Source organism: Pantoea sp. GM_Pan_4, assembly GCF_026541005.1.
Lineage (GTDB): Bacteria > Pseudomonadota > Gammaproteobacteria > Enterobacterales > Enterobacteriaceae > Pantoea > Pantoea dispersa.
Window position 1 is genome coordinate 433915 of record NZ_JALNUZ010000002.1, and the last position, 14056, is coordinate 447970.

Consider the following 14056-nt stretch of genomic DNA (forward strand, 5'->3'; position numbering starts at 1 on the left):
GAGCCCACGATGCCAAAACGTACTGACATAAAATCTATCCTGATCCTTGGCGCTGGCCCGATTGTGATTGGCCAGGCATGTGAATTCGACTATTCAGGTGCGCAGGCGTGTAAAGCGCTGCGTGAAGAGGGTTACCGCGTCATTCTGGTGAACTCCAACCCGGCCACCATCATGACTGACCCGGAAATGGCGGATGCGACCTACATCGAGCCTATCCACTGGGAAGTTGTGCGTAAAATCATTGAAAAAGAGCGCCCGGATGCGGTGCTGCCGACCATGGGTGGCCAGACCGCGCTGAACTGTGCGCTGGAGCTGGAGCGCCAGGGTGTGCTGGCCGAGTTTGGCGTGACCATGATTGGTGCCACCGCCGATGCGATTGATAAAGCAGAAGACCGTCGCCGCTTCGACGTGGCGATGAAGAGCATCGGCCTGGATACCGCGCGTTCCGGTATCGCGCACACCATGGAAGAAGCGCTGGCGGTAGCGGAAGAGGTCGGTTTCCCGTGCATCATTCGTCCGTCGTTTACCATGGGCGGCACCGGTGGTGGTATCGCTTACAACCGCGAAGAGTTTGAAGAGATTTGCGAGCGCGGCCTCGATCTGTCGCCAACCAATGAGCTGCTGATTGATGAGTCGCTGATTGGCTGGAAAGAGTACGAGATGGAAGTGGTGCGTGATAAAAACGACAACTGCATCATCGTCTGCTCGATCGAAAACTTTGACGCCATGGGGATTCACACCGGTGACTCCATCACCGTGGCGCCTGCCCAAACGCTGACGGATAAAGAGTATCAAATCATGCGTAACGCCTCGCTGGCGGTACTGCGTGAAATCGGTGTCGAAACCGGCGGTTCCAACGTGCAGTTCTCGGTGAACCCGAAAGATGGTCGCCTGATCGTCATTGAGATGAACCCGCGCGTGTCGCGCTCCTCAGCGCTGGCCTCGAAAGCGACCGGCTTCCCGATTGCCAAAGTCGCGGCCAAGCTGGCGGTGGGCTTTACCCTCGATGAACTGATGAACGACATCACCGGTGGCCGTACGCCGGCCTCGTTCGAACCGTCCATCGATTACGTCGTCACCAAGATTCCCCGCTTCAACTTCGAGAAGTTTGCCGGTGCCAATGACCGTCTGACCACGCAGATGAAATCGGTCGGTGAAGTGATGGCGATTGGCCGCACGTTCCAGGAGTCGATGCAGAAAGCGCTGCGCGGTCTGGAAGTGGGCGCCAGCGGTTTCGACCCGAAAGTGGATCTGGATGATGGCGAAGCCCTGACCCGTATCCGCCGCGAGCTGAAAGATGCCGGTTCTGACCGCATCTGGTATATCGCTGATGCGTTCCGTGCCGGCATGTCAGTCGATGGCGTGTTCAACCTGACCAATGTTGACCGCTGGTTCCTGGTGCAGATTGAAGAACTGGTGCGCCTGGAAGAGCAGGTGGCGCGCGAAGGTGTCAACTCGCTGAGCGCGGATTTCCTGCGTGCGCTGAAGCGTAAAGGCTTTGCCGATGTGCGTCTGGCAACGCTGGCCGGTGTGGCGGAAAGTGAAATCCGCAAGCTGCGTCATCAGTTCAACCTGCATCCGGTTTACAAGCGCGTGGATACCTGTGCGGCAGAGTTCGCCACGGACACCGCCTACATGTACTCCACCTATGAAGAAGAGTGCGAAGCCAATCCTAATCAGGATCGCGACAAAATCATGATTCTGGGCGGCGGGCCAAACCGTATCGGTCAGGGCATTGAGTTCGATTACTGCTGCGTGCATGCGGCGCTGGCGCTGCGTGAAGACGGTTACGAAACCATTATGGTCAACTGTAACCCGGAAACCGTGTCAACTGATTACGACACCTCAGACCGTCTCTACTTCGAGCCGGTAACGCTGGAAGACGTGCTGGAGATCGTGCGCATCGAGCAGCCAAAAGGCGTTATCGTGCAGTACGGTGGCCAGACGCCGCTGAAGCTGGCGCGCGCGCTGGAAGCGGCTGGCGTCCCGGTGATTGGTACCAGCCCGGATGCCATTGACCGCGCGGAAGACCGTGAGCGTTTCCAGCAGGCGGTGGATCGCCTGAAACTGAAACAGCCGGCTAACGCCACGGTGGCGACGCTGGAACAGGCGGTAGAGAAAGCCGCAGGGATTGGCTATCCGCTGGTGGTGCGTCCTTCCTACGTGCTGGGCGGCCGGGCGATGGAAATCGTCTATGACGAAGTGGATCTTAAGCGCTACTTCCAGACTGCGGTGTCCGTGTCCAACGATGCGCCAGTGCTGCTGGATCGCTTCCTCGATGACGCGGTGGAAGTGGACGTCGATGCGATTTGCGACGGCGAACGCGTGCTGATTGGCGGCATCATGGAACATATCGAGCAGGCGGGCGTGCACTCCGGTGACTCGGCCTGTTCGCTGCCGGCGTACACCCTGAGCACTGAGATTCAGAACGTGATGCGCCAGCAGGTGGAAAAGCTGGCGTTCGAACTCAACGTACGTGGCCTGATGAACGTGCAGTTTGCGGTCAAAGACAACGAAGTTTACCTGATTGAGGTGAACCCACGTGCCGCGCGTACCGTGCCGTTTGTCTCCAAAGCCACCGGCGTGCCGCTGGCAAAAGTGGCTGCGCGTGTGATGGCTGGCAAAACCCTGGCTGAACAGGGCGTGACCGAAGAGGTGATTCCGCCGTATTACTCGGTGAAAGAAGTGGTGCTGCCGTTCAACAAATTCCCGGGCGTGGACCCGATTCTTGGTCCGGAAATGCGTTCGACCGGTGAAGTGATGGGCGTGGGCCGCACCTTCGCGGAAGCATTCAGCAAAGCTATGCTCGGCGCGCAGAGCAATATGAAGAAGCAGGGACGTGCGTTGCTGTCGGTGCGTGAAGGCGACAAGAAACGTATTGTTGACCTGGCCGCGAAGCTGCAGAAATTTGGCTTCGAGCTGGATGCGACGCACGGTACCGCCGTGGTGCTGGGTGAAGCCGGCATCAATCCGCGCCTGGTGAACAAGGTGCACGAAGGGCGTCCGCACATTCAGGATCGCCTGAAGAACGGTGAGTACACCTACATCGTCAACACCACCGCAGGACGTCAGGCGATTGAGGATTCGAAACTGATTCGCCGCAGCGCGCTGCAGTACAAAGTGCATTACGACACCACGCTGAACGGTGGTTTTGCTACCGCGATGGCGCTGAATGCGGATCCGACCGAAAAAGTGATTTCGGTGCAGGAAATGCACGCGCAGATCAAAGGCTAAACTGCCTGCTCTGTGACTAAACGGCCCCGCGCGGGCCGTTTTTTTTTTGCTGTTTTGCCTGTGCTGCATAAGGTTATACGTTACAAATCTATTGATTTGACATAATTTTTATCAGTTGATGCGAAACCAGTTACATTCAGGCGTATCCGCACAAAATTATAAATACCTCTCCGCTAAGCGCACCGTACTATTCCGCTGCTCAATCATAGAGCGCTCACCTTTACGGGATATAAAAATGAAAATGCGTGCTTTCACTCTCAGCGCAGTGGCTGCGTTATTTGTTGCTGCACCTCTCGCCAGTCAGGCGGAAATCACCCTGCTGAAGCAGGATCCGCAGGCCGGCGATCCGCTTAGCCGTCTTGATTTCAAAGTGGGCGGCAGTGTTCGTCCGCAGTATCTGCATCAGAACGGGGTTAACGATAAATCGTATAAGCGTAACGGCTACGACGGCGGTTCACGTTTCCGCTTCAGCGCCAACTACTACCTGTTTGACGATGTCAGCTGGGTGGGTTACTACGAGCTGGGCGTTAACTTCCCGGCCTGGTGGGGCTGGGATAACCACTATGCGGACGGTGCCCATAACACCACGCGTCGCCAGCTGTATACCGGTTTCAAAAGCGCATCGCTGGGCGAGCTCTATTTTGGCCAGCAGAACAGCGTTTATTACGATGTCGTCGGCGCTAAAACCGATATCTGGGACTACGATATGCTGGCCCAGGCACCGGGTAACGGCATCAACGGTGACTACGACGGATCTTACCGCTCGCGCAAGATGCTGAAGTATAAAAACACCTTTGGCGATGCGGATGTCTATGCCGCTTATCTGTTTGAAGATGACGATTATCTGCCGGGCAACGGCCTGCGCTACAAGCGTAAGGGCGGCGGTTCGCTGGGTGTGAACTATCACATCACCAAAGATCTGGCGTGGGGCACCGCGTGGAACTACACCCGCGCAGATATCCGCAATCCGGGCAATGGTGACAGCAAGCGTTACGACCAGAATATCTACGGCACCGCGCTGAGCTGGACGCCGGACAACTGGACGCTGTCCGCCGGTGCGGGCTGGTATGAGAACTTCTCGCCAACTAAACTCAACACCGTTAACAACTACTTCGCGGATGATGCGTGGGGCGTTGAATACTTCGCCGGTTATAAATTCCCGATCGGCCAGTATGCTGTGAAGAGCATCCAGCCGTACTTCATGGGCGATCGCCTGGAGTTCGTCAATGGACGTAACTACAAGCGTATCGATAACGGCGTGGGCGTCAGCGCGCAGCTCGACTACGGTTTCCGCGTCGACTACGAGTACGTGATCACCTCCAGTACCGATAAATCACTGGGCAACGTTAATCTGGTGCGCCTGCGCTACGATTTCTGATGCGTAAATCAACGGCTCCTGCGGGAGCCGTTTTTTTGGGGCGGACACAGTGCGCTTTTCTTTACACAGCGCGCGGGCAGCGTGGAGCATCACCCTGAGTTGTAGCGCCTTCACCGCGAATTCTGGCGGCTCTTTCCGCTAACGGCCGCAAAGCCGGAGTAAAACTCTGTCGCTCAGACAAAACGCCGAGCCAAGCGGGCTTTACGTAAATAGCACGGTCGTCCTATCGACGAAAGTTTCACCTTTACGTATCATTGCGCCAATTTTTTTCCTGTAGGTCTTTTAACATGATTAGTTTGATCGCGGCACTGGCAGCAGATCGTATTATTGGCATGGAAAACGCCATGCCATGGCACCTGCCTGCCGACCTCGCGTGGTTCAAGCGCAACACGCTGAACAAACCGGTGATTATGGGCCGCCTGACCTTTGAATCGATTGGTCGCCCGTTACCGGGACGTCTGAACATTGTGGTCAGCAGCCAGCCCGGCAACCATGACGGCGTGACCTGGGTGACGTCGCCGGAAGAGGCGATTGCCGCAGCGGGTGAGGCAGAAGAGATCATGGTGATTGGCGGTGGCCGGATTTATGCGCAGATGCTGGCGCGCGCCGATCGTCTCTATCTGACGCATATCGATGCGGAAGTGGAAGGCGACACCCAGTTCCCGGATTACGAGCCGGACGAGTGGCAGTCGACGTTCAGTGAGTTCCACGATGCCGATGCGCAGAATTCGCACAGTTACTGCTTTGAGATTCTGGATCGCCGCCGTTGATTGTGGCCAGGTGCGTATGAATGCGCAGCCTGTAAAGACAGGGATCAATTGCTGTTTATGACGCGATAAACCCGTGCAATATCAGGTTGATGGCTGTCACGGTACAGATTGTCTTTGCAGGGTCGCCATTTATGGTGACCAAAAAAGCCCCGCTAACATCGCGGGGCTTTTTGTTTACTGCATATCGCTCAGGGGGGAGGGCGCATTCACCGCGCTTTCCGCCATGGCCTGGTCACGGTTCGAGACCTGGGTGTAATACTGGCCGCTCTCCCAGTGCAGCAGGGTCAGCGTTCCGCCCCAACAGCAGCCGGTGTCGAGCCCGATCACATGCTCTGGCGTGCCTTTTCCTTCCAGCGAAGCCCAGTGACCAAAGATTTGCGTATAATCGCTGCTGATTTTGCCGGGCACCTGAAACCACGGTTTCAGCGGCGGCGGCGCTGAGGCGGGTGCCTCTTTGCAAATCATGTCGAGCTGACCATTGGGGAAACAGAAGCGCATGCGCGTCAGCGCATTGGTGCTGAAACGCAGGCGCGCCAGTCCGCTCAGCTCCGGTGTCCAGTTGTTCGGCATGTCGCCATACATGGCATCGAGAAACAGCGGATAGCTGTCGCTGGACAAGACCGCCTCAACTTCGCGCGCGCACTGCTGTGCCGTCTCCAGATCCCACTGCGGCGTAATGCCAGCATGCGCCATCAGCAGCTTTTTCTCTTCATCCACCTGCAGCAGCGGCTGGCGACGCAGCCAGTTAATCAGCTCGTCGGCATCGTCCGCTTCCAGCAGGGGAGTCAGGCGATCCTTGGGCTTGTTACGACTGATCCCGGCATACACTGCCAGCAAATGCAGGTCATGGTTGCCCAGCACTATGCGCACACAGTCTCCGAGCGACTTGACGTAGCGCAGTACCTCAAGCGAACCCGGACCGCGCGCCACCAGGTCGCCGGTCAGCCATAGCTCGTCCTGCTGCGCATCAAAATTGACCTGCGCCAGCAGCGCACGTAATTCGTCATAACAGCCGTGAATATCGCCAATCAGGTATGTACTCATTAAGTCAGTCCGATGAAAACGCGCCGCCCGGACTGGCCGGGCGGAGGAGGAATTAGTGAATGTGGGTTTGCACCGCGAGGCGGAACACCGGAATCTCCACGTGGAAGGTCTCGCCCTCTTCGTCGATCATCACATAGTGTCCCTGCATGGTGCCCATCGGCGTTTCCAGAACCGCACCGCTGGTGTACTGAAACTCATTGCCGGGCGCGATATGCGGCTGCTCACCGACCACGCCTTCACCCTGCACTTCGGTCTCGCGCCCGTTGCCATTGGTGATTAGCCAGTAGCGGCTGCGCAGCTGCACGCTGTTGCGCCCGAGGTTACGGATGGTGATGGTGTAGGCAAACACGTAGCGATCCTCATCGGGAGAGGATTGCGATTCCACATACTGACTCAGTACCTGAACACAAACGCGGGCCAGTTCACTCATGCACTCAGTTCTCCGCAGATTCAGCCTGATGATTGCCCAGCCAGTTTGCCAGCTGGCAATACTGCGCCACGGTGACATTTTCTGCCCGCAGCGAGGCGTCGATGTTGAGTTCATCCAGCGCACCGGCCGTGAACAGGTGTCCCAGGCTGTTACGCAGGGTTTTGCGTCGCTGACCAAACGCTTCGGTGGTGATACGGCTCAGTAAACGCACATCGCTGACCGGATACGGTGGCTGGGTAAAGGGCACCAGACGCACTACCGCCGAATCCACTTTCGGTGGCGGGGTGAACGATTGTGGTGGCACTTCCAGCACCGGAATCACCTGACAATAATATTGCGCCATCACGCTGAGACGCCCGTAAGCTTTGCTGCCCGGGCCGGCTACCAGACGGTTAACCACCTCTTTCTGCAGCATGAAGTGCATATCTTTAATCGAACCAGTATAGCTGAAAAGGTGGAACATCAGCGGCGTCGAGATGTTGTAAGGCAGGTTGCCAAACACGCGCAGCGGCTGACCCTGCTCCTTTGACAGCGCGGAGAAGTCGAAGGTCATCGCATCCTGCTGATAAATCGTCAGCTTAGGACCGAGGAACGGGTGCGTCTGCAAACGCGCGGCAAGGTCGCGGTCCAGCTCGACGACAGTCAGCGCATCAAGACGCTCGCCCACCGGCTCGGTTAACGCACCCAGCCCTGGGCCAATCTCCACCATGGCTTCACCCTTTTGCGGATGAATAGCGGAGACGATGCTGTCGATAATGTACTGATCGTTCAGGAAGTTCTGCCCGAAACGTTTACGGGCGTAGTGCCCCTGATGGACGCGATTATTCATTACTGCTCTTGATCATAGTGATGGCGAGGTTAAGCGCCGTAATAAAGCTGCCCGGCTCTGCGCTGCCCAGACCGGCGAGTTCCAGCGCGGTGCCGTGGTCAACAGAGGTACGGATAAATGGCAGGCCGAGGGTGATATTCACCGCGCGACCAAATCCCTGGAATTTTAGCACCGGCAGGCCCTGGTCGTGATACATCGCCAGCACTGCATCAGCGTGCTGCAGATATTTCGGCTGAAACAGCGTATCCGCCGGTAACGGACCGGTGAGCTGCAGGCCCTGCTGGCGCAGTTCGTCGAGCGCCGGGATGATGGTATCGATCTCTTCCCGGCCCATATGACCGCTTTCGCCAGCATGCGGGTTGAGCCCGCAGACAAAGATATGCGGCTGCGGAATGCCAAACTTTTGCTGCAAATCCTGATGCAGGATGGTGATGACTTCATGCAGGCTGTCACGGGTGATGGCGTTCGCGACATCTTTCAGCGGCAGATGCGTGGTGGCCAGCGCCACGCGCAACGCTTCGGTCGCCAGCATCATCACCACGCGATCGCCACCGGCGCGCTCAGCAAAGAACTCAGTGTGGCCGGTGAAGGGGATGCCGGCGTCATTGATCACGCCTTTGTGCACCGGACCGGTTACCAGCGCGGCAAACTCGCCGCTGAGGCAGCCGTCGCAGGCGCGGGCCAGCGTCTCCAGTACGTAATGACCGTTGGCGACCGTCAGTTCGCCGGCGGTCACCGGCTGCGCCGTCGCGATGGGCAGCAGCGTCAGCGTACCGGCCTGCTGCGGCTGCGGTGCCACGCCGGGCTGATAGTCACGCAGCGTCAGCGGCAAACCCAGTTGAGCCGCGCGCTGGCGCAGCACGTCGCCGTCTGCGCACACCACCAGCTCAACCGGCCAGTCACGCTGAGCCAGCGCAACGGCGAGATCGGGACCAATCCCGGCGGGTTCGCCGGGCGTGATCGCCACACGATAATTACTGACCATTGCCATCCAGAATCTTCACGTAAGCACTGGCGCGCTGTTCCTGCATCCAGGTTTGCGCTTCTTCGGCAAACTTACGGTTGAACAGCAGACGGTAAGCGCGCTCTTTCTGCGCGGCATCGGTTTTATCCACCTGACGGGTATCCAGCAGCTGAATCAGGTGCCAGCCGAAGGAGGAGTGCACCGGCGCGCTGACCTGGCCTTTCTGCAGCTTCAGCAGCGCATCACGGAACGCCGGATCGTAGATTTCCGGTGACGCCCAGCCGAGGTCGCCGCCCTGGTTCGCTGAACCCGGATCGTCGGAGAACTGTTTCGCGGCAGCGGCGAAGGTGGTTTTGCCACTCTTGATGTCTGCGGCGATCTGTTCAATCTTCTGACGTGCCTGATCGTCGGTAAGGATCGGTGACGGCTTCAGCAGAATGTGGCGGGCATGCACTTCGGTGACCGAAATGTTTTTGCTCTCGCCGCGCAGGTCGTTCACTTTCAGGATATGGAAGCCAACGCCGGAGCGGATTGGGCCGACGATGTCGCCTTTCTTCGCGCTGCTCAGCGCCTGCGAGAACAGCGTTGGCAGCTCTTCAATTTTGCCCCAGCCCATGTTGCCGCCTTTCAGCGCCTGCGGATCGGCAGAGTAGGTCACGGCCAGTTTACCGAAATCGGCACCACCTTTCAGTTCACCCACCAGCTGACGCGCCAGCGCTTCCTGGTCGTCAACCTGCTGCTGAGTTGGATTTTCCGGCAGCGGCAGCAGAATCTGACTGATGTTAAGTTCGGTGCCCTGGGTATTCTGCGAGCCAATCTGCTTAGCCAGCGTATCCACTTCCTGCGGCAGAATGGTGACGCGACGACGCACTTCATTGTTACGCACTTCAGAGATCAGCATCTCTTTGCGGATCTGCGCGCGATAATCGTTGTAGTTCATCCCGTCATAGGCCAGACGGCTGCGCAGCTGATCAACGCTCATGCGGTTCTGCGCGGCGATGTTCTGAATCGCCTGATCCAGTTGCTGATCGCTCACCTGCAGACCGGCTTTTTCGCCCATCTGCAGAATGATGGCGTCCATGACCTGGCGTTCAAGGATCTGATGACGCAGGGTTTTGTCATCCGGCAGCTGCTGACCAGCCTGCTGCGCCTGTGACTTCACCGTGCGCAGCATGTTGTCTACGTCACTTTCCAGCACCACGCCGTTGTTCACGACTGCGGCAACTTTATCGACCATCTGTGGGGCTGCGAACGCAGTGTTAGCGGTAATCGCCACACCAAGAATCAGCATTCTCCAGTTCTTCATACTTTATCCATTGTTGTTTCCGCACTGCGGGATAGCCTGTCAAATATCACAACATCAGAAAGCGCGCTGATAAGGGATGATGCCCTGACGCAGCATTTCATTGGTGCCTAAGCCATAGTTAGAACTCAGACCACGCAGCTCAATGTTGAATGAGATTTGGTTGTCATACTTGCTGTCGTTGTTTTCCCAACCGTTGATCTTGCGTTCGTAACCCAGACGAATGGCGTAGCAGCAGGAGCTGTACTGCAGACCGACTAGCTGCTCGGCCGGACGGCTGTTACGGGTGTCATAGTAGTAACCCCCCACCAGCGACCAGGCATCGGCAATCGGCCAGCTGGCCGTGGCGCCCACCTGCGAGATACCGTTTTTGTAGATCGGGTTAGTGACATAGCTGGGGTTATTCAACGCCTGCGCCACATACTCCGGGCTGCTGTAGCGGTAGCTCAGCTGCACCATACGGTCGGCATCACGACGGTATTCCACAATGGCATTGCCCTGGGAAACGTTGTCCAGCCGCGTATCGTATTGCAAGCCACCGCGCACGCCCCAGCGATCGCTGACTTTCCAGTAAGTATCACCCGCCCACACCAGGCTACCGGTATCATCTTCTTTATTCGTCTGGTTTACGCCGGTACGAGACGGGGTAAACGAGTAGATTTGACCCACGGAAACGTTAAAACGTTCAACCAGATCGTTATCATAAATACGCGTGGTCACGCCGGTCGCCACTTCGTTAGACGAAGCGATACGATCGAGGCCGCTGTAGGTGCGATCGCGGAACAGGCCGGTGTAGTCGGTCTGCAGCAGCGTGGAGTCGTACGGATAGATGTTGCTCTGGTTGCGGTACGGGATATACAGGTACTGCACGCGCGGTTCCAGCGTCTGGGTGTAGCCTTCGGCCCAGTCCATATTGCGGTCAAATACCAGGCGACCATCTACCTTGAACTGCGGCAGGGTGCGGTTGACCGACTCTTTCAGCTGATTGGTGCGGGTGGTATCGATATTTTCGTTGTAGTAGTTAACGTTATCCTGCTGGTAATGCGTTGCCAGCAGCTTTGCCTCAGTATCCAGACTGGCCCAGCCGTTGGACAGCGGCAGGTTGAGCGTTGGCTCGATGTGCAAACGCGTCGCTTCCGGCATTCGGTTACTGACGTTAGTGAACTTCACCGCCTGCGCATAGATGCGACCGTCAAACGGCCCGATATCGTTCTGGTACAGATTGACATCCAGCTGCGGCATCGCCCGATACACGTTCTGGCTGCTGGTATTACCAAACACCTGGAAGTCTTTGCTGGACAGCGTCGCATCCCAGTTGGTGTCAGCGTAGCCTACGCTGAATTTCTGCGTGGCGTAGCCGTCAGTCGAGCTGTAGTACTTCGAATCAAGATCGTTGAAGTAATAAGGATCGCTGACTTTGGTGTAGTCGGCGTTGAAGCGCCAGTGCTGATCGTAGACGCCGGAGTGACGCCAGTAGAACAGCCAGCGGTCATCGTTGCTGTCGTTCTGCACCGATGGTCGCGCGGCTTTATCTTTGTTGTACTGGTTGTCAGACGGCAGATAGTCCAGCTCTAACAGGCCGGCACCAAACTGCGTCAGGTAGCGGAACTCGTTCTGCAACTGCAGACCGCGCTTGCTCATGTAGTGCGGCGTAATGGTGGCATCGGCCTGAGGCGCGATGTTCCAGTAGTACGGCAGCATGAATTCGAAGCCGTTGTTGCTGCCGTATTTCGCGTTGGGGATCAGGAAGCCGGAGCGGCGGCGGTCGCCAATCGGCAGTTGCAGATATGGGCTGTAAAACACCGGCACGTTGCCGAGCTTGAAGCGCGCATTCCAGATCTCCGCCACTTCTTCTTCACGGTCCTGAATCACTTCCGAACCGACCACGCTCCAGCTGTTGGAACCCGGCAGACAGGAGGTAAAGCTGCCGTTTTCCAGAATGGTATAGCGGTTATTACCGCGCAGTTTCATCTGGTCAGCATCACCGCGACCCTGACGGCCGACCATCTGATAATTACCGTTCCACACGTTGGTGTCTTTGGTGTTCAGATTGGACCAGGCTTTCGGACCTTTCAGGATGACCTGGTTGTCGTCATAGTGCACATTACCCAGCGCATCGACGGTACGCACCGGCGTCGTTTGTCCGTCCTGCTGACGCTGATGCAGCTGCATCTCGTCGGCAACCAGACGGCTGTTCCCCTGCTGCACATCAACATTACCGGTGAACACCGCGTCGTTCGGATAGTTCCCTTTTGCTGAGTCAGAGTTGATGGTTACCGGCAGCGAATTCGCGTCGCCACTGACCAGCGGACGGTTGTAGCTCGGCACGCCCAGCATACACTGCGACATCAGATCGTCGGCCAGTGCATGCTGACTATAAAGCGCTGCACCAATCATGGTAGCCAGCAGGGTAGGTATACGTTTTTTCATACGCGGTTTCGATAATTCCATGAAAACTGGCATCATGCCGACAATCCGGACAGAGACTAACGTACCGCCCGGCGTTGCGCCAGTGTTAATCCTGCTCTGCCTGCGTTGCCGTTAGGCGCGGAGATAAATGACAGGTATGATAATGCAATTTTCAGCCGCAAGCATGGCGAATTGAGGAGTTTATGCGCTACTGGGGAAAAGTTATTGGTCTGGCTCTTGGCTTACTTTCCGGAGCAGGCTTTTGGGGCATCGTACTGGGTCTGATCATTGGTCATCTGTTTGACAAAGTGCGCAGCGTAAAAGGACAGGGCTACTTCGCCAACAATCAGGCGCGTCAGACGCTGTTCTTCAGCACCACGTTCCAGGTGATGGGCCATCTGACCAAGTCGAAAGGGCGCGTCACCGAAGCGGATATCCAGATTGCCTCTTTATTTATGGATCGTATGCAGCTGCATGGCGAGGCACGTACCGCGGCGCAGCGTGCGTTTCGTGAAGGTAAACAGAGCGAATATCCGTTACGTAACAAACTGCGCGAGCTGCGCAGCGCCTGCTTTGGCCGTTTCGACCTGATTCGGATGTTTCTGGAAATTCAAATCCAGGCGGCGTTTGCTGATGGTTCGCTGCATCCCAACGAGCGTCAGGTGCTGTACGTCATCGCGGAAGAGCTGGGGATTTCCCGCGCGCAGTTCGATCAGTTCCTGCGCATGATGGAGGGCGGTCAGCAGTTTGGTGGCGGTTCGTCGTACGGCGGCGGCGCTTATCAGCAGGCGAAACGTGGCCCGACGCTGGAAGATGCCTGCAGCGTGCTGGGGGTGAAAAGCAGCGACGACAGCACCACCATTAAGCGCGCCTACCGCAAGCTGATGGCCGAGCACCATCCGGATAAGCTGGTGGCGAAAGGTCTGCCGCCGGAGATGATGGAGATGGCGAAGCAGAAAGCGCAGGAAATTCAGGCCGCGTACGACCTGATTCGCAAAGAGAAGGGCTTTAAATAAGGGGCGGCGGCCCCTTAAAAATCAGCCGGCTGGCGAAACGTCATGCTGTTGCCAAACGCCGGATGGGTAATGGTTAGCGATTCGGCGTGCAGCTGCAGGCGTGGCGCCATGGCTAACGCCTCGGGATGGGCATAGAAGCGATCGCCGAGAATCGGATGCCCCAGCGCCAGCAGATGCACGCGCAGCTGGTGTGAACGGCCGGTGATCGGCTTCAGCTGCACCCGCGCGCTGTTATCGGCGTCATACGCCAGCACCTGATACTCCGTCTGCGCCGGCTTACCCAGCTCCACACTCACCATCTGCTTCGGCCGGTTAGGCCAGTCGCAAATCAGCGGCAGATCGATCATGCCCTGTTCCGCTGCCGGATGTCCCCAGACGCGCGCCACATACTGCTTCGCGGGCTCGCGCTCGCGAAACTGCCGCTTCAGCTCGCGCTCAGCCGCCTTGGTCAGCGCCACCACAATCACACCGCTGGTGGCCATATCGAGCCGGTGCACCGACTCCGCCTGCGGAAAATCACGCTGGATGCGCGTCATCACGCTGTCCTTGTGCTCCTCAAGGCGGCCAGGCACCGACAGCAAACCGCTCGGCTTGTTAACCACCATGATGTGCTCGTCCTGATACAGAATATGCAGCCAGGGGTCGAGCGGCGGATTGTAGGGTTCCATCAGCATGATTG

General features: G+C 57.4%; 11 protein-coding genes. 4 read left to right on the forward strand and 7 right to left on the reverse strand.

Annotated features, from left to right (window positions below):
- Positions 1–9: 9 nt before the first annotated feature.
- From carB to folA, 3 genes are all read left to right on the forward strand, one after another.
- On the forward strand, positions 10–3234 hold the full coding sequence (gene carB / locus OXR61_RS08075; protein WP_021507592.1) for a carbamoyl-phosphate synthase large subunit: 3225 nt from the start codon (positions 10–12) through the stop codon (positions 3232–3234).
- A 229-nt stretch (positions 3235–3463) separates the two neighbouring features.
- Complete coding sequence (locus OXR61_RS08080; RefSeq protein ID WP_196368255.1) at positions 3464–4612, forward strand: autotransporter domain-containing protein; 1149 nt, start codon at positions 3464–3466, stop codon at positions 4610–4612.
- Between the two features lie 287 nt (positions 4613–4899).
- Positions 4900–5382, forward strand: a complete 483-nt coding sequence (gene folA / locus OXR61_RS08085; protein ID WP_031279709.1) for a type 3 dihydrofolate reductase — start codon at positions 4900–4902, stop codon at positions 5380–5382.
- A gap of 174 nt (positions 5383–5556) precedes the next feature.
- On the opposite strand, the gene apaH is transcribed toward folA, so the two are convergent.
- Genes apaH through lptD form a run of 6 tightly spaced genes read right to left on the reverse strand, consistent with a single transcriptional unit; the run spans position 5557 to position 12382 of the window.
- Complete coding sequence (gene apaH, locus OXR61_RS08090) at positions 5557–6426, reverse strand: bis(5'-nucleosyl)-tetraphosphatase (symmetrical) ApaH (RefSeq protein ID WP_021507589.1); 870 nt, start codon at positions 6424–6426, stop codon at positions 5557–5559.
- Between the two features lie 52 nt (positions 6427–6478).
- The gene (gene apaG, locus OXR61_RS08095) at positions 6479–6856 is read right to left on the reverse strand and encodes a Co2+/Mg2+ efflux protein ApaG (protein WP_021507588.1); all 378 of its coding nucleotides are present in this window, start codon (positions 6854–6856) and stop codon (positions 6479–6481) included.
- Between the two features lie 4 nt (positions 6857–6860).
- Positions 6861–7685 (reverse strand): 16S rRNA (adenine(1518)-N(6)/adenine(1519)-N(6))-dimethyltransferase RsmA, encoded by an 825-nt coding sequence (rsmA, locus tag OXR61_RS08100; RefSeq protein WP_021507587.1) that lies wholly within the window; start codon positions 7683–7685, stop codon positions 6861–6863.
- On the reverse strand, positions 7678–8670 hold the full coding sequence (pdxA, locus tag OXR61_RS08105; RefSeq protein ID WP_031279708.1) for a 4-hydroxythreonine-4-phosphate dehydrogenase PdxA: 993 nt from the start codon (positions 8668–8670) through the stop codon (positions 7678–7680). The genes rsmA and pdxA overlap by 8 nt, the downstream gene beginning before the upstream one ends.
- Positions 8660–9955, reverse strand: coding sequence for a peptidylprolyl isomerase SurA (gene surA, locus OXR61_RS08110; RefSeq protein ID WP_031279707.1), 1296 nt, complete (start codon positions 9953–9955; stop codon positions 8660–8662). The genes pdxA and surA overlap by 11 nt, the downstream gene beginning before the upstream one ends.
- A 54-nt stretch (positions 9956–10009) precedes the next feature.
- Positions 10010–12382, reverse strand: coding sequence for an LPS assembly protein LptD (lptD, locus tag OXR61_RS08115; RefSeq protein ID WP_230857095.1), 2373 nt, complete (start codon positions 12380–12382; stop codon positions 10010–10012).
- Positions 12383–12564: 182 nt separating this feature from the next.
- Between lptD and djlA the strand changes: the two genes are divergently transcribed.
- Complete coding sequence (gene djlA, locus OXR61_RS08120) at positions 12565–13377, forward strand: co-chaperone DjlA (RefSeq protein ID WP_021312869.1); 813 nt, start codon at positions 12565–12567, stop codon at positions 13375–13377.
- Between the two features lie 14 nt (positions 13378–13391).
- Here djlA and rluA read toward each other — a convergent pair whose 3' ends face one another.
- Positions 13392–14051: a bifunctional tRNA pseudouridine(32) synthase/23S rRNA pseudouridine(746) synthase RluA gene (rluA, locus tag OXR61_RS08125; RefSeq protein WP_021507583.1), complete on the reverse strand. Its 660-nt coding sequence runs from the start codon at positions 14049–14051 to the stop codon at positions 13392–13394.
- Between the last annotated feature and the right edge of the window lie 5 nt (positions 14052–14056).

What these genes read in the sequence shown, in the direction of transcription:
- apaG (WP_021507588.1), bottom strand. Translation starts at nt 6,856, where the DNA reads ATGAGTGAACTGGCCCGCGTTTGTGTTCAGGTACTGAGTCAGTATGTG.
- carB (WP_021507592.1), top strand. Translation starts at nt 10, where the DNA reads ATGCCAAAACGTACTGACATAAAATCTATCCTGATCCTTGGCGCTGGC.
- rluA (WP_021507583.1), bottom strand. Translation starts at nt 14,051, where the DNA reads ATGCTGATGGAACCCTACAATCCGCCGCTCGACCCCTGGCTGCATATT.
- pdxA (WP_031279708.1), bottom strand. Translation starts at nt 8,670, where the DNA reads ATGGTCAGTAATTATCGTGTGGCGATCACGCCCGGCGAACCCGCCGGG.
- folA (WP_031279709.1), top strand. Translation starts at nt 4,900, where the DNA reads ATGATTAGTTTGATCGCGGCACTGGCAGCAGATCGTATTATTGGCATG.
- surA (WP_031279707.1), bottom strand. Translation starts at nt 9,955, where the DNA reads ATGAAGAACTGGAGAATGCTGATTCTTGGTGTGGCGATTACCGCTAAC.
- rsmA (WP_021507587.1), bottom strand. Translation starts at nt 7,685, where the DNA reads ATGAATAATCGCGTCCATCAGGGGCACTACGCCCGTAAACGTTTCGGG.
- apaH (WP_021507589.1), bottom strand. Translation starts at nt 6,426, where the DNA reads ATGAGTACATACCTGATTGGCGATATTCACGGCTGTTATGACGAATTA.
- lptD (WP_230857095.1), bottom strand. Translation starts at nt 12,382, where the DNA reads ATGAAAAAACGTATACCTACCCTGCTGGCTACCATGATTGGTGCAGCG.
- djlA (WP_021312869.1), top strand. Translation starts at nt 12,565, where the DNA reads ATGCGCTACTGGGGAAAAGTTATTGGTCTGGCTCTTGGCTTACTTTCC.